This window comes from Bradyrhizobium sp. F1.4.3 (assembly GCF_040548375.1).
Classification (GTDB): domain Bacteria; phylum Pseudomonadota; class Alphaproteobacteria; order Rhizobiales; family Xanthobacteraceae; genus Bradyrhizobium.
Genome location: NZ_JBEPRN010000012.1, coordinates 63,357 through 81,710 on the forward strand (window position 1 = coordinate 63,357; position 18,354 = coordinate 81,710).

13 protein-coding genes and 2 pseudogenes are annotated in these 18,354 nt (G+C 58.4%); 2 read left to right on the top strand and 13 right to left on the bottom strand.

The annotated features are described in order from the left end of the window. Nucleotides 1–9: 9 nt before the first annotated feature. The 10 genes from fdxB to ABIB73_RS26220 form a co-directional block, all read right to left on the bottom strand. Complete coding sequence (gene fdxB, locus ABIB73_RS26175; protein WP_148775419.1) at nt 10–294, bottom strand: ferredoxin III, nif-specific; 285 nt, start codon at nt 292–294, stop codon at nt 10–12. A gap of 13 nt (nt 295–307) precedes the next feature. Next, complete coding sequence (locus ABIB73_RS26180; protein ID WP_085399641.1) at nt 308–508, bottom strand: CCE_0567 family metalloprotein; 201 nt, start codon at nt 506–508, stop codon at nt 308–310. A 7-nt stretch (nt 509–515) separates the two neighbouring features. Continuing rightward, complete coding sequence (locus ABIB73_RS26185) at nt 516–986, bottom strand: NifX-associated nitrogen fixation protein (RefSeq protein WP_354097974.1); 471 nt, start codon at nt 984–986, stop codon at nt 516–518. Nucleotides 987–996: 10 nt separating this feature from the next. Further along, entirely contained in the window at nt 997–1,392 is a 396-nt protein-coding gene (nifX, locus tag ABIB73_RS26190; RefSeq protein WP_085399643.1) for a nitrogen fixation protein NifX, read from the bottom strand. Next, nucleotides 1,389–2,795, bottom strand: a complete 1,407-nt coding sequence (gene nifN / locus ABIB73_RS26195; protein WP_354097975.1) for a nitrogenase iron-molybdenum cofactor biosynthesis protein NifN — start codon at nt 2,793–2,795, stop codon at nt 1,389–1,391. The genes nifX and nifN overlap by 4 nt, the downstream gene beginning before the upstream one ends. Before the next feature lie 9 nt (nt 2,796–2,804). Further along, on the bottom strand, nt 2,805–4,442 hold the full coding sequence (gene nifE / locus ABIB73_RS26200) for a nitrogenase iron-molybdenum cofactor biosynthesis protein NifE (RefSeq protein WP_354098010.1): 1,638 nt from the start codon (nt 4,440–4,442) through the stop codon (nt 2,805–2,807). A 117-nt stretch (nt 4,443–4,559) separates the two neighbouring features. Then, nucleotides 4,560–6,119, bottom strand: a complete 1,560-nt coding sequence (gene nifK, locus ABIB73_RS26205; RefSeq protein ID WP_354098011.1) for a nitrogenase molybdenum-iron protein subunit beta — start codon at nt 6,117–6,119, stop codon at nt 4,560–4,562. Nucleotides 6,120–6,205: 86 nt separating this feature from the next. After that, a complete protein-coding gene (nifD, locus tag ABIB73_RS26210; RefSeq protein WP_085399646.1) occupies nt 6,206–7,708 on the bottom strand; it encodes a nitrogenase molybdenum-iron protein alpha chain in 1,503 nt (500 codons plus the stop codon). 1,358 nt (nt 7,709–9,066) lie between these two features. Then, entirely contained in the window at nt 9,067–9,543 is a 477-nt protein-coding gene (locus ABIB73_RS26215; protein WP_354097976.1) for a helix-turn-helix domain-containing protein, read from the bottom strand. 206 nt (nt 9,544–9,749) lie between these two features. After that, nucleotides 9,750–10,067 (bottom strand): hypothetical protein, encoded by a 318-nt coding sequence (locus ABIB73_RS26220; RefSeq protein ID WP_354097977.1) that lies wholly within the window; start codon nt 10,065–10,067, stop codon nt 9,750–9,752. 1,852 nt (nt 10,068–11,919) lie between these two features. On the opposite strand from ABIB73_RS26220, the pseudogene ABIB73_RS26225 reads away from it, so the two are divergent. Then, nucleotides 11,920–12,281, top strand: a pseudogene (locus ABIB73_RS26225) (cytochrome-c peroxidase). A gap of 867 nt (nt 12,282–13,148) precedes the next feature. Then, nucleotides 13,149–13,307, top strand: a complete 159-nt coding sequence (locus ABIB73_RS26230) for a hypothetical protein (protein WP_354228671.1) — start codon at nt 13,149–13,151, stop codon at nt 13,305–13,307. 247 nt (nt 13,308–13,554) lie between these two features. Here the strand turns inward: ABIB73_RS26230 and ABIB73_RS26235 are convergent. The 3 genes and pseudogenes from ABIB73_RS26235 to ABIB73_RS26245 form a co-directional block, all read right to left on the bottom strand. After that, a pseudogene (locus ABIB73_RS26235) lies at nt 13,555–13,731 on the bottom strand (hypothetical protein); the annotation flags it as partial. An 823-nt stretch (nt 13,732–14,554) separates the two neighbouring features. Next, a complete protein-coding gene (locus ABIB73_RS26240) occupies nt 14,555–14,758 on the bottom strand; it encodes a 4Fe-4S dicluster domain-containing protein (RefSeq protein WP_085399650.1) in 204 nt (67 codons plus the stop codon). A 526-nt stretch (nt 14,759–15,284) separates the two neighbouring features. Then, nucleotides 15,285–16,499 (bottom strand): EAL domain-containing response regulator, encoded by a 1,215-nt coding sequence (locus ABIB73_RS26245; RefSeq protein WP_354228673.1) that lies wholly within the window; start codon nt 16,497–16,499, stop codon nt 15,285–15,287. Between the last annotated feature and the right edge of the window lie 1,855 nt (nt 16,500–18,354).

Genomic DNA, 18,354 nt, shown 5'->3' on the forward strand with positions numbered 1-18,354 from the left:
AACGTCGATTCAAGCAGCTGGCGCGTGGGTCTGACAGTTTGTCGGACAGACCCGGGCGCAGGCGCTGCAGCCGATGCAGGCCCCCTCGTCCTTCATCACCATGACCTTCTTTTCGACCTCATCGTCGTCCTCATCGAGATCGATCAACTCGCCGCCCTCGCTCAGGCCCTTCAGCGTCATGACCTCGCGGCCGCAGACCTTGTAGCAGCGGCCGCAGCCGATGCACTTGTTCGGATCGATCCAAACCAGGTAGTCCGGCCTCCAATCGCGGCCGTCGCGGGTTCTGAATGACATGGCTTGAGGTCCGTTATGCTTTGTGTAGCGCCTGGAGAACTTGGCGCTTGCTTTCGAGCTCGCTGAAGGCGTCGTGGGCCTTCTGCGCCACGCTCAGGATCGCGGTCCAGTTGACGGGCAGTTCCTCGGAGAGGTCGTGGAGGTCCATCTTGGCCTGGGTCGCTTTGGCCGACAGCTTCTTTATTTCCGCTTTCAGGCTTTCAACATCGCTCATACTTGCCTCAATAGTTCGCCACTTCCGGGAACTCGCGGATCATCTCAACACCACTGTTGACGATCTCGTCGCCTTGGTCGGCAAGATGACACAGATTGTTGAAACCAAAGCGATGCACGTCCCGTAGCTGCTTGCTCACGACAACGAGCCGGCCCCCGATCAGCACGATCCGACCGAACCCTTCATGATGCATCTTCAGCATTGGCGAGATCATCACACCCGTCGCCTTCTCGATCGAGAGCGCAATGGCGTCAAAGAACAACTGCAGTCGCCATATCGTGTCGGGGTCGGGATTGCCAACGATCGGCAGCGCACGGCGCTTGCGCTTGTCCAGAATGTAGGGGTCTAGCAGGTCGAGGTCCTTCTTGCCCTCCCAGGCGCCGTGGGTGTCCTGGGCGCGCCAGATCTTGATGAGCTCTTTGAGAAATGGCCGCTCTGCCGCGGGGGCGGCTGGAGTGATTTCAGACTGATCGGGCATCCTCTTTCCTTCAGGCTTCGAAATCCACCGTACGTTCCGAGCTTTTGGTGAGCAGCTTCCGCAGCCAGGGCGGCGGCGACCCCTTCAGCACGGTCTCGAGTTTGACGCAAAGGTCGTCGATGGGCTCTGGTTGCAGCACCTTCATCGGATGGATGTTGCTCGCGACGACGCGCGCAGCACCCGAGCCGCCGATCGCCGCTACATAGAGGATTGCGCAGTCCCTGATCGCCTGGATCTTCGGCGCCAGCTTATCCTCATTGCCGTCTTCCGTGAGGTCACCGCCGAACTGAACCGCCTCAATAAACCGATGCCCGTCCGGGCCGACCTCGTAGATCACGATGTTCTTGGCCCAGCCGAAGTGCGCATCGACGTGCTTCAAGTCCTGAGTGGCGAATGCAACTTTCATCCGAGTGGTTTCTCTTCCTGCTCAATGCAACTGGGGCGGATGGACCTGCAGGTCACCGCAGGTGATGGCCAGGAGTCGGGCGTCGGCCCATGGTTGGTTTCGCGGTCGGTGATGATCAGATTGGCGATGTCAAAGATCAGATCACGCGTGCCGCGATAGCCCACGGTCGTGAGGTGCGCAGCGCCAAGGCGATCGAACATCGGAAAGCCCACCCGGAGGAACGGAACATTGAGTCGCGAAGCGGCCTGGCGACCGTGTGAATGCGACATCAAGAGGTCGCAGTCACGTGACCTGGCAAGCTCTTCAAGATCCTCCAGATCGCCGATCAGGACGTCCTCGGTCCTGACCCGCTGGAGCACAGGTGAGTTCGTCGTCGTCACCGCGGCCGTTACCTGCGCCCCCATGTCGTGAAGGAAGCTGGAGAGATCGAATAACAAGTCCGGCTCGGCGCCGATTGCGAGCTTGCGGCCGCCGATATGGAAATGGGCATCCAGCATGGCGTCTGCCAGCTGTCCACGCTGCCGGCGATATTTCGAGGGCACCGACCGGCCGCTGATCTCGCTCAGAAACGCGATGAATTCGTCACTTGGCATAAGGCCGCAGAGCCGCTCGAACAGACGGAACGGCGTGCCTGTCCGCGCCTGCATGATCTCGGCCGCACGGCGCATTTGCGCGCCGATCGCGATCGTCCAGGCCGCCTGCCCCATCGTCGCGATCTCGTCAATTCCAATGCCGCCGATCGTGGTTGGCGTGAATTCGTCGGGGATGTGGCCATCCAGCGAACCGGCAATGTCCGGCAGGAAGGAGGGCTTGAGCCCAAAATCCTCAAAGGTCGTGCGAAGCTCGTCGAGATCGCCGGGCGTGAGGTGGCAGCCAGGTAGTACGTTGACGCGGGAACCATCGCGCGGTCTCGCTGCGTCGACGGGAGCCACGAGCACCTCGATCATCCGCGCCACTGTTTTGCCCCAGCCATCCTGAAAGGCATCCTTGAAATCCGGCGTCGAGACGTAGACAAGGGGAAGCTTTTTGAGCTGCGGATGCTTCTGCCGGATCAACCGGATGAAGGCCTCGACGTCATCGCCGTTGGTCTCGGTGACGCCAGTCGAATTGATACCAATGACCTCGGGCTCGACGCGATTGTAGATGTTGAGGATCGCCTGTTCGAGATTCTCGAGACCGCCGAGCACGGTGGCAACCTCGTTCACGGCGGTCGTCTGCATCGGCACGGCTTCGTTGAAATGGCGCACGAACAGCGTCAGCCCGAAGGAGGCGCAACCTTGCGGGCCGTGCAAAAGCGGCATCGCGCCGCGCAGGCCCATGAAGGCAAATGAGCCGCCGATCGGCTGACTCATCTTGAGCGGATTGACCGAACAGGCTTTCTTCGAGGCAGTGACGATTGCCATGTCGTTCTCCTACTCCGCCGCCTGCAGCGCCGGGGGCTGGAGATCGGAACGAGTGTCCTTACAAGCAAGGCCCCTTGCGGTGGAATTGGTGCACGGCTCGGCGGGCTCGACGAGGTTCGGGCCATGCGCCGCAATCGCGCGCTCACCATCGCCGATCTCAGTTTTGTTGGAGACACTTATCGTCTTGACGCCGTTCGCGCCCCGAACTGGATCAACGGCTTGCGCATCCATCCGCGCAACCGTCTTTGCCTGACGCTTCCAATCGAACTCATCCCAGGGCGCGCCTTGACGGAGCTGATCCCATATCGGATTGTAGAGCGCTTTCTCGATCTCCTCCATGAGCTTGACAATCCCGACATAGCCCATATAGGCGTGGCAGCGCTCCTGGTTGATATCGAGCCATGGCGTCGCCGCCTTTAGTGCGACGAATTGCGACTTGCCGCCCGAAAGCATGATGTCGGCTTTTGCGTCATTGAGCATCTTGTAGATCTCGTGAGGTGACATGTCCTCGATCATGTGGGCGTGCTGGCCCATTAATTCCTTGATACGTTCCTTGTCCTTCTCGGTCGATTTCTTCACTGACGTGCCGACGATTTCGAGCCCGGCCTCCTGCAAAGCGGCCACCATCGACCAGGATTTCACGCCACCGGTGATGAGAACGACCCTCTTGCCGGCAAAGCGCGGCTTGAAACGTTCGATCGCAGTCCAGGCTTTGGTCTCTTCGCGTACGATCAGGGTTTGCGTTCGTTCCATCAGCTCAGCCGGCGCGCCACGTTCGATTAGCATGCGCGCGATCTGGCGCAGTGAATCGCTGGAATCCTCAATACCGTAGAACGAGCCTTCAAAAAACGGGATGCCGTAGCGCTGCCTCATCTTGCGTGCGACGTTGATCATTGCCTTTGAGCAGACCATCATCGCGGCTTTGGCTCGGTGTGAATAAGCGACCTCGCGGTACTTGCCGTCCCCCGAGATGCACGACAGGATCCGAATTCCGAGCTCATCGAGCAGCGGCTTGACCTGCCAGAGCTCGCCCGACAGGTTGTATTCGCCGATGATGTTGATGTCATACGGAGTGGTGTAATCGGGCTCTCCAGTACCGATGACGTGCTCCAGCAGTGCTTCGCCTGCGAGCTTGTTACCAAGGTTCTTCGACCCCACAAATCCCGGTGCATTGATGGGAATGACCGGTTTTCCGAATTTGGCGGAGGCCGCCTTGCAGACCATATCGATGTCGTCACCGATCATCGCGGGCACGCACGTCTGGTAGACGAAGATGGCCTGTGGGTCGTATTTCTCTGTGATCTCCTTGACTGCGCTGTACAGCCGTTTCTCGCCGCCGAACACGACGTCGGTCTCGCTCATGTCAGTGGTGAAGCTTCTGCGCCACAGATCGGAGCCGGAGGAGGCGGACCCGCGATTGTCCCAGGAATTGCCCTCACAGGCAATTGGACCATGCACAAGATGGGCGACATCGGTGAAGGGCTGCAGTGCGATTTTGGCGCCATCGAAGGCACACCCGCCGGCGGCGCCGCCCGGCTTCAGCTGCTTGGTGCATCCATTCCTGCGCTCGACGTTCGACTTGCTCGCGTTCCTGGCGCAGCCCGGTTCGTTAAAGACGTCCAGTATGGTCGTGCGAAGCGTAGTCATGGTGTCTCTTTCGGGGATGTCAAGACACCGCACAGACCAAGAGGATGGCCGGCGGATAATCTGTGATCCCCGCCACAGCGCCGCTGTTCCTGCGGACGATGAGGCGGGGCGCTCGCCTTAGCGTATGATGTCGAAGCTGTAGTCTGTCTTGCCAACCGAGCTGGTCTTTCTATCGATCTCATCAAAGATCTTGTCGAGAATCTTGACCAGCACATTCATGCTACCCTGATAGCCCCACACTGGATAACGATGGTGATGATGGCGATCGAAGATGGGAAACCCGATGCGGATTAGCGGTGTTCCAGTGTCACGCTCGAGATATTTGCCGTAGGTGTTACCGATCAGGAAATCGACGGGTTCTGTGAACAGGAGCGAACGCATGTGCCAGAGATCCTTGCCGGGGAAGGCGCGGCAGTTTTTACCGAACGGCGAGCTCGCGAACAGCGCCTGCATTTTCTGCTCCCAGGCCTTACTCCCGTTCGTCGACAGCACGTGGGTGGGCTCAGCGCCGAGCTCTAACAAGAATGCGGCCACGCCATAGCAGAGGTCAGGATCGCCGTAGATCGCGAACTTCTTGCCGTGAACATGCGCGCTAGAGTCAGCCATTGCGTCTAGCAGACGCCCGCGCTCCCGCTCCAGCGCATTTGGAATTGCCTTGTTGGTGATACGCGACAGCGTCATCAGGAAATCGTCCGTGGCGCTGACGCCCAGGGGATGATTGAAGGCGACGACCTCTTGGTCGTGCCCCTTGATGAAGGCCAACGTCTTCTCCGTACAATATTGCTGCATGGAAATGGTTGCCTTCGCGTGGACTGCGTCCGCGGCATCCTTCAGCGTGGTGCCGCCATCATACATGCGGAACTCGCCGTCGGTGGGGGTGTCGAACACATCACTGTTGTCCGCGAGGATGGTGTAGCCGATCCCCATCAGCTCGAATATGCGCTTTATTTCACGCATGTTACCGACAGTGTAGCCGTCGAAGCCGCCGATGAAGTTGATCGTGTCGTTGGCCTTGCGCTGGAGTTTTGGTGCCGTGCCGGCTTTGCCGTCCCAGAAATGCTCGAGGATGCCCTTGAGCGTGTTGTCGTAGCCGGTAACGTGGCTGCCGACGAATGCGGGAGTGTGAGCGAATGGTACATCGTAGTCCGCGGGGACTGATCCTTTTTCCTTGGATGTTTTGATGAAGGCGTTGAGGTCGTCGCCGATGACTTCCGCCATGCAGGTCGTCGCGACCGCGATCATCTTCGGCTTGTACATGTTGTAGCTGTTGGCAAGCCCGTCGGTAAGATTGTTGAGCCCCCCGAACACGGCCGCGTCTTCCGTCATGGACGAGGAGACGCACGAGGTCGGCTCCTTGAAGTGGCGTGACAGATGGCTGCGATAATACGCAACGCAGCCCTGTGAGCCGTGGACGAACGGCAGTGTGCGCTCGAACCCGAGCGCGGCGAACACCGCACCTAGCGGCTGGCAAGCCTTCGCCGGATTAACCGTTAGCGCCTCGCGGGCAAAGTTCTTCTCGCGGTAATCGGACGTCTTGGACCATTCTCTGATACGGTCGACTTCGGCGGGATCATGCGGATTCTCAAATAGCGCCTTCTTATTGGCCAGCATCTGCTGGTATTCGTCTCCCAGGAAAAGCTCAGAGTGGTCGCGTATGTGTTCGGCGTTCTGTGTCATCATGGCACTCTTTAGGTTCTTATGTTCGTTCTCCTGCCCTTCCCCTCCTCTCCTCTGCGGAAGAAAGGGGCCGGGCGTCGGCGTTCCTATTCCGCCGCCATGAGGCTCGGCCGCGGAGCGTCCTTCCAAGGTGCCGTGGTCTTCCCCCAGATCGGGGAATTGATCGCCATGTCCATGTCGCGGGCGAAGATCGCGAAGCCGTCGTAGCCGTGGTAAGGACCCGAGTAGTCCCAGGAATGCATTTGACGGAACGGCACGCCCATTTTCTGGAAGACGTATTTTTCCTTGATACCGGAACCTACGAGGTCTGGCCGGATCTTTTCGACGAAGCGCTCGAATTCGTAGCCGGTGACATCGTCGTAGATCAGTGTGCCATCTTTGACGTAGTGCTGAGCGGTGCGCTGGTAGTCATCGTTATGCCCGAACTCATAGCCTGTGCCGACAACATCCATGCCGAGGTCCTCGTAGGCGCCAATGACATGGCGAGGACGTAAGCCGCCGACGAACAGCATTACGGTCTTGCCTTCGAGCCGCGGCAGGTATTTCGCGGTCACCGCGTCGACAAGCGGCTGATATTTCGCGATGACGCGCTCGGCGCCTTCTTTGATCTTATCATCGAAGAAGCTTGCAATTTTGCGCAGCGACTCCGCGATTTTGGAAGGCCCGAAGAAGTTGTACTCGCACCAGGGAATCCCGAATTTTTCCTCCATGTGCCGTGAGATGTAGTTCATCGAGCGATAGCAATGCAATATGTTGAGCTTCGCCTTCGGCGTCGCCTCCAATTCAGCGAGAGATCCATCCCCGGACCACTGGGCGATGACGCGCAGGCCCATTTCTTCGAGCAGGATCCGTGACGACCAGGCATCGCCGCCGATGTTGTAGTCGCCGATAATCGCGACATCATATGGCGTCGGCTCAAATTTTGAACTGGCCTCTGGGGCGCTCTTGTCGAAGATCCAATCTCGAACTGCGTCGTTCGCGATGTGATGTCCGAGCGATTGTGACACGCCACGAAAGCCCTCGCACCGCACAGGCACGATGGTTTTGCCGCCATATTCCTTTGACTTTTCTCTGGAGACCGCCTCGATATCGTCGCCGATCAAACCGATCGGACATTCGGACTGAATGGTGATGCCCCTGTTGAGAGGAAATAGCTCCTGGAGCTCATCGATGAGTTTCGTGATCTTTTTATCGCCGCCGAATACGATATCCTTTTCCTGGAAATCGGAGGTGAACTGCAGTGTCACGAAGGTGTCGATGCCGGTCGTGCCGACGTAGTAGTTGCGCCGCGAGCCCCAAGAGTACTGACCACAGCCGACCGGACCGTGGCTAATGTGGATCATGTCCTTGATCGGCCCCCAGACCACGCCCTTGGAGCCTGCGTAGGCGCAGCCACGGATGGTCATCACGCCCGGAATGGACTTGATATTCGACTTGACGCCACAATCCGACCTCCCCGCCTCGTGAACACTGAGATGCTTGGCGCGTCTTTTGGCGGTCTTCTCTGGGTAGACCTTCAACACCTCATCGATTAGCTGCTTGTTGCGCGCCTTGATCTCAGCGACACTCTGGGTAGTTGCTCGGCTCATACAAATTTCCTTTGATTGTCGCCTCAGATCATGAAGCGACGCTTTTCCGGTAGACCGACGGATTTCCGATCCGGCATTCAGGTGTAAAGCGTGCAATCTCCGTGACCGGTCCTACCGATCGCAACTTCGCGGCCTTCCGGATCATGCGGCGGCGGTCGTTCACGATCTTGCAGTTCATCTCGGCTGAGCGCTTGCGAACGCGGTGTGCGTGACGCTGTTGACTTGTCGACGGGATCGCTGACCAAGACGCGTCTCGGTGAAGTCATGCCTACTCTCCAGCGGGTGGTCATATCGGCTTCTTTACTCACTGCCTGCCATCAGGGGGGTGTTTCTCTGCATGTTGTTGCAAAGGGCTAACAGCCGCCTCTTGCGCAGGGGTTTGCAATGAGTGTGCCAGCGCTGGTCGAAGACAAAAACCCACGTCTGTAGAGCTAGATAGTTGGCAGGATGCGGATTGTTAGAAACCTGACCTGTTGGCCACCGACAGGCGTACCGGCTAACGACCTGTCTGAAACAAGACAATCAGTTGCGCTCTCCGGGAAATCTACGCCGCCAAAGATCGGTTATTCGCCGCATTGAAGGTCGAGTTAGGGACGCAGAAAGATATCGCCAAGGAGACATCGCTCAACTTGAACATCACCGAGCACCGGCATTTCGGGATCCGACTCATCGCTGCCATCGTCGTGCTTTCCGCTGTGATGAGCATGTCCGTCAGTGACTGGTTGGAATGATCCTGCTGGCCGCGGCGTACTTTCTGTCAACCATCGCCGCCTTCGGGATTCGGCATGACTACCCCTGGGTTGGCCATCCTGAACGTCGTCTGTGGCTGCACCGTACTCGGCGGGCTTGGGTTGTTCGTGTGGGCGCTGATTGATCTTGGGAAATCGGCATTGGACGCCATGTCACAGTATTCGGCACTCGGCCTGGCGAAGACTGCAGCCGGGGATCGCGCTCTAAAGATATCCGATTACGATCTGCGCTCTGGATGGAAGATGCCCGTCTTGCAAGCCGAGATCTTCTCCTTCGAGAGAAAGAGGGAGTCCGGTGGAATCAGCCGAATCCATCGAGCTGCCTCGCCCGCGTTCCTTGCTTCTGTAACGGCGAGTTGGCTGCACTCAGCCGCCAGTCGGTTCACGACCTGCTCACGACCCGTTTGGAGCTTCTCGCGCTCCTGCTGGGGCGCTTCGGTCTCTCGGGCGAGCTCCGCGTCCTTGCTCGCCCAGTTGTTCCTGAAAGCGCAGGCAGGTCTCCGCGAGGAGAGGGGCGGCGAGGGATTTTCAGTCGGCCGAATGTAATCATTGCAGTTCGGGCACGACAGGCGGGGTCATGAGCGGTTTTGGGCGCCGTTGCGTTGGATGTCATGAACCCTCCCCTTTTCGGTAGCTCTCAGGCCGGAATAACGTGATCCGGCCCGCTCTGCCACGCTTCCGATGTGGCTTTACCGTTATCTCGACGTCCTGGTGGAACGCCGTCAGCATACGCAGCAGCTTTACCACAGAAACCAGCCTGAACTGGCCCCGAAGCATCTTGGACAGGTTGGGCTGCTTCACGCCCACCAGCCTCGCGGCTTCGGTCTGAGTGATCTCCCGCTCCGCCATCAACCGCTTCAGTTGTACGACAAGTGCTGCCTTGAGTTGGTGCTCCTGGTCGTTCGCCAGGCCGAGGTCAGCAAAAATGTTGCTGGAGCCCCGGCTGTGGGCCAGCAGCTTCTTCTTCTTCGTGCTCATCATCGGGCTGTGTCTGTTCCTTGTCGATAGCTTCGGTGTCGCGCAGGCGCTGCCGAAGAGATGCCCCTTCTGCGGGACCAGTTCGTCCCTGATGCTGATCAGCACCATAAAGAGCTGCTGATCGGCTCGGGGGAAGGTTAATTTGAAAGCTCTACAGCGCTCGAGTGCCTTCGGAGTTTTAGCTTAACTTGTTGCGGGTGTGCTCGCCTTGGAGGACAGCACACAGGCTGGGGAGCACGTATTGTGTGCGGCTAAGAGTATGGACGGTAATTCGTGCGTCCGAGCGCCTGCGGAAATCAGCGTAAGACACGAGTTCACCTCCGTAGAAGAGATTCGGGCCAATCTGTGAAGTCCAATTCGAAGCTATGTAGGCCAGTGGGTTTGGTCGTAAATTTAAGGGTCTTCCCTGAAAGGGCTGCCAATGAGCCAGATGCGAACTTGAATACTGTCGTGCCGGAAGTTGCGACCGCAATGCCCTGCTCGCCTTCCATGATAGAGAAGCCGGTCGCCTCGGAGAGTTGTCCAATTGCAACTCCCTCCAGCGCGCGGTGAAATTCCAGGGAAGCCAAGTATGACCCTTTGTCAGCACCCCACTCGCTGACCGACACCGCTGTGATCTCCGCGTCGCTCAAGAGACCACCCGCGATCCGGCAGCCATATTGAACGCTGAGAATGACCCGCTCATTCCGAACTCCGACCGGCTCTCGATCGGCGGCAGTGATCGTGCACGCGTACCGCCTTGTGTCCGCAACCGCGCCCGTGCTTGGCCCGATCAACTCGAGAGCGGAACACAATACAAAAGCGAGAACGGGTCTTATCATTCGGCTGCACCTGGTCTGGAATATCGTTCGCCTGCTCTGTACAATCTGACGCTACGGCCGATTCAAGCTTCTTCGATCGCTTTGTCGAATGAAAGCTAGTCACGGTGACCGCGGTGTCACAGAAACGAGGCGATCGGTGTCCCCCGGCGACACCCCTGGATGGGTGCCCGAACGATTCCAGTATCCGCGTTCACGCCGCGCAGCGGGCCAGCACGTCGGTGAACCAAGGACCGACGCCATTCAGCTCGGCGGCGGCTAGGGGGGCCCGACAGCCCGCGGCGCCGGAGCGCTACGTTCCTGACGCGGGCGCAGGCGTTCTGCGGGCGGAAGCCATTTCCGCGCCAATGCCCCGCGGCCAGGTCCCGAAATTTTCTTCACAGTTTCAATGTAAAAGGAAACGTGGTCGCCAGGAGCCGGTCAAAGGCAGAGTGCCGCTCAAGCAGACGCTCTTCGAGGAACTTACGCTCGACATCACTCAGCTCACATTGAAGCCTTCTGCGACAGCGCCAAATGTCATTCCGCACGTATCTGATCTCATTCAAGCGATCGTCAATCGAAGCTATCACGCTTACCATATTTAACCTGAACCAGCCATGGACAGCGGGTCAATCACGTCGTTCCGGGGAAGACGCCGATGACATGTCACGACCTGGCCATCTGCGGACATGATGTCACGATCTCCTCCCAGCATGTCCTCTTGTATCGCAGTCTTTCAACGCAAGGGCACGAAGTGACGGTTGCTTCTGCAGAAGTTCAGCGGCTTTTGCCATCAGCGCGCAGGACTTCAAAAGCTGCCACTCGCCGTCAGTAAGACGAAGTGGTTTGTTATTCCAACCAACACCCGGCCTGATCCGGTGTCAGGCCGGCGACTTGAGCTGGCGTCGAATGGGAGTATCCGACTAATCGGACCGTCGCACCGTCAAGCTCTGGGTAGCCGCGCCTTTCAGATTTGAGAACGGCAATTGTCATGCCAGCGAACTTCAGGTGGAAGGCAGGCCATGTTCAGGCTTGGGGCTGGTCCGTTACAGAGGAGCGGGATTTCGCGGCGGCGGCGTCCCCGGAGCGGCCCGGATATGAGTCGGAGAGGCTCCTGTAGGGCAGGGCTCGGCAAAATCGTGGGCGATGCGCACCGCCTTGGCGCCTCGGCCCAGTGTCTCGCCAAACCTGCTTAGACCTTATTACCGCCGTTCTCGCGTTCGGCCCGCAGGCTGGCAATTCGATCTCATCACAAAACTCTCTGTGCGATGATGTCTAGCCGGGACCAGCGCTTGTCGCATCTGTAACACTGCATGTATTCATCAAGCCAAGACATCCGACGTTGTTTGTTCGCCCGGGCGAGCGAGCATCTTGAAATCGTACGTTTGATGCAGTCTCGCTTTCAGAGGATCTGGTGCATACTGCGCCAAGCCGTTGAACGAACGGAGGGTGGCCTCGTTCTCGACTGTTTCCTTGATTAACAATCAGAGCTGATGAGGTGGGTGTATGAACAAATCGATCCGGAAGCTTCGGCTTGTGGCCGCAGCATCTGTTTTGGCGACTGGGCTGCTGATGTCCGGACGATGAGCTGATGAGAACCGCCAAGCAGATCTTCCATCCGATCCCCTGAGTCATTCCTGCGGTAAAGGACAATTCAGTCACACATGAAAAGGTCGAGCTTGGCAAGATGCTGTCCTTCGATCCGCGGCTATCGGCAAGCGAGATCATTAGCTGCGATACATGCCACAATCTCGGTACCGGCGGAATGCCGTTCCGACCTCAGTCGGTCACGGCTGGAAGGTCGGCCTACGTCGGGCCCCCACCGTCTACAACGCGGTGTTCAATGTGGCGCAATTCTGGGACGGAGGCGCCGCGGACCCGAAGGCGCAAGCCACCGGCCCTGTGCAGGCAAGTGCCGAAATGAATGCGACTCCGGATCGTGTGCTCGATACCTTTAACTCAATGGCCAGCTATGTCGCCTTGTTCAAAAACGCCTTCCCGAACCGATACCAGTCCCCTTCGAAAACTATGCGAGGCAATCGAGGCTAATGAAGCGACTCTCATTTCACCTGCGGCCCCATTCGATCAGTATCTGGAGGGCAAAACACATGCTCTGGATGATCAGCAGAAGTCAGGGTTGGCGCTGTTTATAGAGAACGGATGCTCCGCTTGCCACAAGGGAATCAACGCCGGTGGACAGGCATACTTCCCATTCGGCTGTGATGAAAAAGCCTGACGCAAGCCTGCTCCCGGGCCGCCGATAAGGGTTGGTTCGCGGTCACCAAGGCAGTCGGTGACGAATATGTCTTCCGCGCGGCGTCCTTGCGGAACGTCGCGTTGCGAGCCCCTTATTTCCATTCGGGCCAAGTTTGGAGCGTGAAGCAAGCTGTTGCCCTGATGAGTGAAATCCAGCTCGGCGCCAAGCTTAGCGATGAGGAAGAGAACGATATCGTAGTGTTTCTGTATTCGCTGACCGGGCGGGTACCTAAGATCGAGTATCCGCCACTACCCACGCGTACAAACACGAGGCCAAAGCCTTCCATAAATAGATAGGATTAGCAGCACCGGCCTCATGCTTGGTGTAGCAGATGCCATGCAAGTACCCGGGGTCACGCAATGACGTCAAAATGAATGATCCCGTGCCGTCACTCATAGCCAGGCATATAAAAAAGCGCCCGGCCTACTCTGGAGGCCGGGCGAAAGTCACGCAGGAGCGACGCTGCTTTACGCATCGCACCAGCTTTCGTCGGTAGGGAGGACTACCGGCGATCGATTTACGGCGAGGGCATTCGCCGTCAAACACGAGAAGCGGATATCGCCTCCGCGCAAAATCTGGAGCCGCTTGCCTTCCGCTCCTGTGGGACACTTCAGGATTGCCCACCACTCGCACCCGCGTCCAGTTGGCAAGGCAGTGCCTTGATGGAGCTGGATCCTTCGCGCAATGCGCCGCGCCCTGAAACTCAAGCGGCCGCTCACCGTCGCGCAGCAGCATTTGGCATCCCCAAAACACCAGCAACGCTCGATTATCTTCCCGAAGATCGTGCCAAGGCGCCAATCTCCTATGACATTCCGTAAGGGAGGTAAAATAGATTGTTGTGATGGGACACATCCACGCGATGGATAAATGAAAAGTAGAGCTGGGTTAGCATCGACCGTTAATGACTTCGATCGACATCGCCGGCAGGCTATCGGCCGTCGGATCGAGAATCGAGCTTGTCGCCGGCTGTTATGCGACCGCCTTGGCCAACGCCGGCCGGCATTCCCGTCTCTAGAACTTTGGGAAGCTCGCAAGGACATCGCAAGCTCCCAAAGCGTTTGCATCTCATTCACAAAAGCGTGGCAAAACGGTCGGCACGTGGCGCAGCCCGCAACTCGCAGCCACCATATTGACGAGCGCGGGACGCACCTCCTCCCACTTTCGAGTTTTCAGCCTGCAGTCGGGATTGATCCAGAGCTGCCGATCAGACACTCGCTGCGGCGCCAACACAATAAGCTGCTTGGAGGCTCCGCCTGTGAATGCGTTCGCGTTCGATACCCTGTTCTGGTAACCGGATGAGCTCCGCGGCCGGAACGAGCCCGGGCCGCTTTCGATATCTTTGCGACGGGCCTGGTTTTTCCGTCAGCAGCTTCTCGAACCCGCCCGTCAGGAAGTTGCGATCATCCTCGGCCGACGTCCGTTTGATCACACCGCCATGAGGCTCCTTAGGAATTGCCAATGCCGGATTACTCTAGAATCGCAGGGATGATCAGGTCGGACAGCTTGGTATTCGGCTAGCCCTGAGATGATCTCCTCGGGGCGGCAGGTATTCACGTGCTGAGCAACTTTGGCGCGCGCCTTCGATGCGTCGGCCGCGGCTTGGCGAGTGGAGCCTGGACGCGGGCGATATGCAGAAACAGCTCCTGACCTCATCAGGATGCATTCTGAGTTGCGAACTGAAGTAGGCAACCAGAGCGCGGGCGGCGGGATCGGGCTATGACCCTACACTCCATGCACTCGTGCACGGTGACCACGGGCAAGCGGAGGTCGAGCTTCTCGGACCTCTTCAGGATCTCCGGAACGATCTCGTCGCGCGAGGAGACCGGCTCCTCGGCTCCGAAGTAACGCAGTTCTAGATATTCTGTAAGCGATCTTGAGATACTCGACGCCCGTCCACCTCGCCTCGGCTCGTCAGCCAGCGACGACAAGCCTCAACGCGGCCACTGGAGCATCGAAGCGGCCTTGTCCTTATTCCAGATAAATTTGAGGTGTCATCCGACAGCCCCCTTTGAGCGCGACTTCGACTACTTCGTTCACGACATCGATGAAGCCTTACGCGGGCTGCTTATGCTGTCTTAGACGGGACACAGGTGTCAGGCATCGGACAGACGGCCGCGCATTGCGGCGTGTCGGAATGGCCCTCGCACTCCGTACACTTTTTGGCATCGATAACGTAAATGTCGCGCTTGAGGCTGATTGCCGCGTTGGGACACTCGAACTCACATGCACCACAAACGGTGCATTGCGAAGCGACGATCTTGTAAGCCATGCCTTCCGACTCCTTAGGCGAGCGATGCCATTGGCGATCCCTTCAAATGCCGTGCCAAACACAGATAGGCTCTCTGGCGGGCAATTTGCGCAATTGTGCTGTCCCGGGGCTGAGACCATGTTGCATCTGCTACAGCAACAGGCCGCTTCAATTCAAGCTATGAGAGCCCTCGGCAGTACTCCGAGAGCATGTCGCGAGTCGACCGCCGCGCGCTTCCGTCGGTTTGTCCGGCTCGGCAGCGCGGGCTACGCGACGCTCGATGATCCGAAACCGGCGGCGCGACTAAAAGCCGCGAGCCGACGCACGTCTAGGCCGGGTTTCGGCAAACCTCCGGTCACACGCCCTGACTGGAGGTTTTGTCCAAGTCTCGCTCGGAGGGAAATGAAGTCGCGCCGGGAGGAGCGACACTGGCCTTGCAGACTGACCGATAATTGCAGTCAGCCTCACGCCTGGCGCCGAGTAAGCATGGCGGTGTGGGCGAGCGCTGCTACGCTTTGCTTGACTGTGCTCAGCCACTCTCACGCACCTAGTTTGGAAGAAGTGGAGGAGTGCTGAAAGATGACTGCGCAAATTGCTTCAGCGGCATGGCCCTTCCGAACAGATGGCCCTGCGCAAGGTCGAAGCCGAGTTCGGTCACAGCGATCAGGTCGGCATGGCTCTCCACACCTTCGGCGACGGTGCGCGCACTGTATTCTTTGGCTAGATCGACGATCTGGCGGCACACCGTTCGCTTCAGGGGCCCATTTCCGCAACCCGAGACGTATTGCCGGTCCACTTTCAATTTCATGAACGGGAATCTCTCCACCCCCATCAGCTGCGGCCAATTGGCGCCGACATTGTCGATTGCAAGGCCAATGTTGTAAAAGCGAACCTCGCGCGCGACCTCAATCAGGAGATCTAGATTGCGGATGGCTTCCTCGCTCTCGATTTCAATAGTCAAGCCGCCGAAAGCGGGGTGCGACGGCATGCGCTGACACAGATCGCGTACCGCCTGCGGGTCCATCAGGAATGCTGCCGGGAGATTGATGGAGAGATCGATTGAAGTTTTCTGCTCCAGAAGATACCGCCAATCCTTGATTGCGCGGTCGATCACGAACTCCGACAACTCCCTAAAATGCGGATCGTGAGGCTCTGGGATGAAATAGGCCGGTGGAACAACGCCCCAGGTCGGGTGCCGCATTCGCACAAGCGCCTCGGCGCCGCGGCGGCTGAGGGTACACGCGTCAAACTTCGGCTCATACCAGAGCTCAAGCCATCCAGCGTGTAAGGCTTCTCCGACATGGACCGCGGGACGGGGCGCCGGCTCTTTGGGCAAGAGCATGGCGACCCGATCGCGCAGCGTCTCGGCTGCAAACGGCGTCCTCAGCGGCGGCAGCATAGCAAGTCCATATTCGCCCCCGACCTGCTGCACTGCCGTCATGATGATCGATTCGCGGGCGCCAAATGCCAGCACTCTGCCTGCAAATTTTTCGCGCACGAGCATCTCGAGCAATCGTCCAGGCTCGATGCGATCCGAGCCAATGCCGAGCAGGATCAGATCAGGGAGCTCCGTGCAGAGTACGAGCGGCAGCTCTTCAGCAGTCCCGCATTCGCTGATAATAAACCCCATATCCTCCAGCACATCCTGTAGAAACGCGCGCAGATGCCGCTTGCCGACGGCCACGCACGCTCGCGGCCGCACCTTACGCCGCCCGAAGATCGCAGGTTTCCCTCCGATCAATTCGGCCTGCCCATGCTCCATCGCAACCACTCCCGTTCCGTGACGACCGTTTAAACGAGGAGCGAAGGTCCAAACAAGCTGCGCTTGTCGCTATCTTTCGTTCTTCGAGGTAAGCTTAAGATAGTGCATGAGCAGGCAATTCGCGATGTTGTTCTGACGATTTTGTCGGGCGCGCGCATGATACCTCTTCGCGTAATTTTGTTGAGTGACGCACGCGACTGTGGAGAATCTCACCGTCGGACTGATGCGCCCTATGGCGCGGCGATCATCATGGTGCAAGATCTACTTCATGGACTCACTCATGAGTGACGATCGGCAAACTCTCTTACGAATGGTTCGTCGGCATGGCCGGTTTGCACACGCGCGAATGTGTCGTATGGTTCATTTATTTTCCAATCGAAGGAAGTCCATCCTGAGTTCGCAGGCGCTCAAGACGCGGTCGATTCTGAAAACGGAAGCAGCTTGCACTTACTCACCTCTGTTGCTTATAGCAGTGCGGAGGTCCCATTCTCTACCGAGCTTGATAGTTGCTCTCGGTTGAGCTTTCGGTATCCTTTTGACTATGGATTTCTTCAAGAGGGATTAACGTCGCGGTGTTCGTGCTGGCGCTGAAGCGCAAGGCGCGCCACGGGGGCTCGGCTTCGCGCAGGGGCGTGCCAGGAGATGAGGGCGCGATCGCAGAAGCGGTCGAAAAGCTAATATCTGAATTACGTGGCCCCGGAGCAGAGTTCAGCCTTTGAAGGCGCGAAGCAGGCGGATCTGCGCCTGATTCAGGATCCCGAAGGGGCCTTCATTCTTGTTATCGAGCAACAAGCCACGGGGCAGATTGTACGGCTCGCTACCATCTCATCCGTACAGGCATGGGAGCAGCCGGAGCGTACGGCGTGCTTCAGGAGCTATGGATTTCCCGCGACTTCCGAAGCTCTGACAACGTCGGCATCTCCTCGAGGCGGTACATTCGGAGGCGACGCGCCATGATTGAGGTTGCGTCGCCTCCGGATGGCTATCCGGCCTTAGCACGGGTACGCCGTTTCTACGAGGCGAGCACATATCGATTGCAGGATTGCGCGCGCAAGAGGCCGTGACGGCACTATGAACTCTGCTTCACACGGTTAAATCGCTCCTGAGCTAGCGCGCTACCAGTAAAGTCTTTCAGCAGCAAGTCCTGTTGGTTCTCGCAACGAACGCTTCAACGCGTGCGTCGCGGCCAAGCATGGTCGAGCACCTGGACTGGATGCGGTGCTACTCCCACTGCTAGCGGTTACCTCTTCGACCTTCTTGGCGGGAAGATTCGACATGTCAGTGATCAAATCGTTCTTCATTGTGCGAAGCGATAAGATCGTCTTCTCAACGCTCCTGGACGGCAAGCCGAGACTTGCCCGGCTAAAAGCGCGCAGGCAAGTCGGCGGGGCGCGGGCGGGCGAAGCCCCGGCCGGTCTTTCCCCGCACAAGCCACCATAATGGTGAGTGCACAAGACGTGAACGTCCCGGACAAGGTCCCACTCTCGGTGCAGGCCACCATGAAGAAGGATTTGCGCGAGGTCTATTGGGCGCGAGCCCAGCGTCCGCCGAAGCGTCGACCGACGTCTTCGCCAAGACGTTTTGCGCGACGTACGGCTGGGCGGTGGAATGCCTGGTCAGGGATCGCGACGCACTGCTGCCCTTCTAGGATTTTCTTGCCGCACATTGGGGCTGACTTGAGCACCACCAATCCCATCGAGCGCGTGTCCGCAACCGGGCGATACAGGACCGTGCGGACGAAGGGCTCCTTCGCCAACCACCGCCAGGCCGATGGTGTTCAAGCTGGTGATCGCCGCATCAAGGACCTGGCGGCGGCTCAAAAAGCGCAAATCCGTTGCCGAGGGTCGTCGCAATC

Coding starts and splice junctions, on each gene's coding strand:
- nifN (WP_354097975.1), bottom strand. CDS start 2,795: ATGGCAATCGTCACTGCCTCGAAGAAAGCCTGTTCGGTCAATCCGCTC.
- fdxB (WP_148775419.1), bottom strand. CDS start 294: ATGTCATTCAGAACCCGCGACGGCCGCGATTGGAGGCCGGACTACCTG.
- nifK (WP_354098011.1), bottom strand. CDS start 6,119: ATGACACAGAACGCCGAACACATACGCGACCACTCTGAGCTTTTCCTG.
- ABIB73_RS26180 (WP_085399641.1), bottom strand. CDS start 508: ATGAGCGATGTTGAAAGCCTGAAAGCGGAAATAAAGAAGCTGTCGGCC.
- ABIB73_RS26240 (WP_085399650.1), bottom strand. CDS start 14,758: ATGGCTTACAAGATCGTCGCTTCGCAATGCACCGTTTGTGGTGCATGT.
- ABIB73_RS26215 (WP_354097976.1), bottom strand. CDS start 9,543: ATGGTGCTGATCAGCATCAGGGACGAACTGGTCCCGCAGAAGGGGCAT.
- nifX (WP_085399643.1), bottom strand. CDS start 1,392: ATGAAAGTTGCATTCGCCACTCAGGACTTGAAGCACGTCGATGCGCAC.
- ABIB73_RS26245 (WP_354228673.1), bottom strand. CDS start 16,499: ATGGAGCATGGGCAGGCCGAATTGATCGGAGGGAAACCTGCGATCTTC.
- nifE (WP_354098010.1), bottom strand. CDS start 4,442: ATGACTACGCTTCGCACGACCATACTGGACGTCTTTAACGAACCGGGC.
- nifD (WP_085399646.1), bottom strand. CDS start 7,708: ATGAGCCGAGCAACTACCCAGAGTGTCGCTGAGATCAAGGCGCGCAAC.
- ABIB73_RS26185 (WP_354097974.1), bottom strand. CDS start 986: ATGCCCGATCAGTCTGAAATCACTCCAGCCGCCCCCGCGGCAGAGCGG.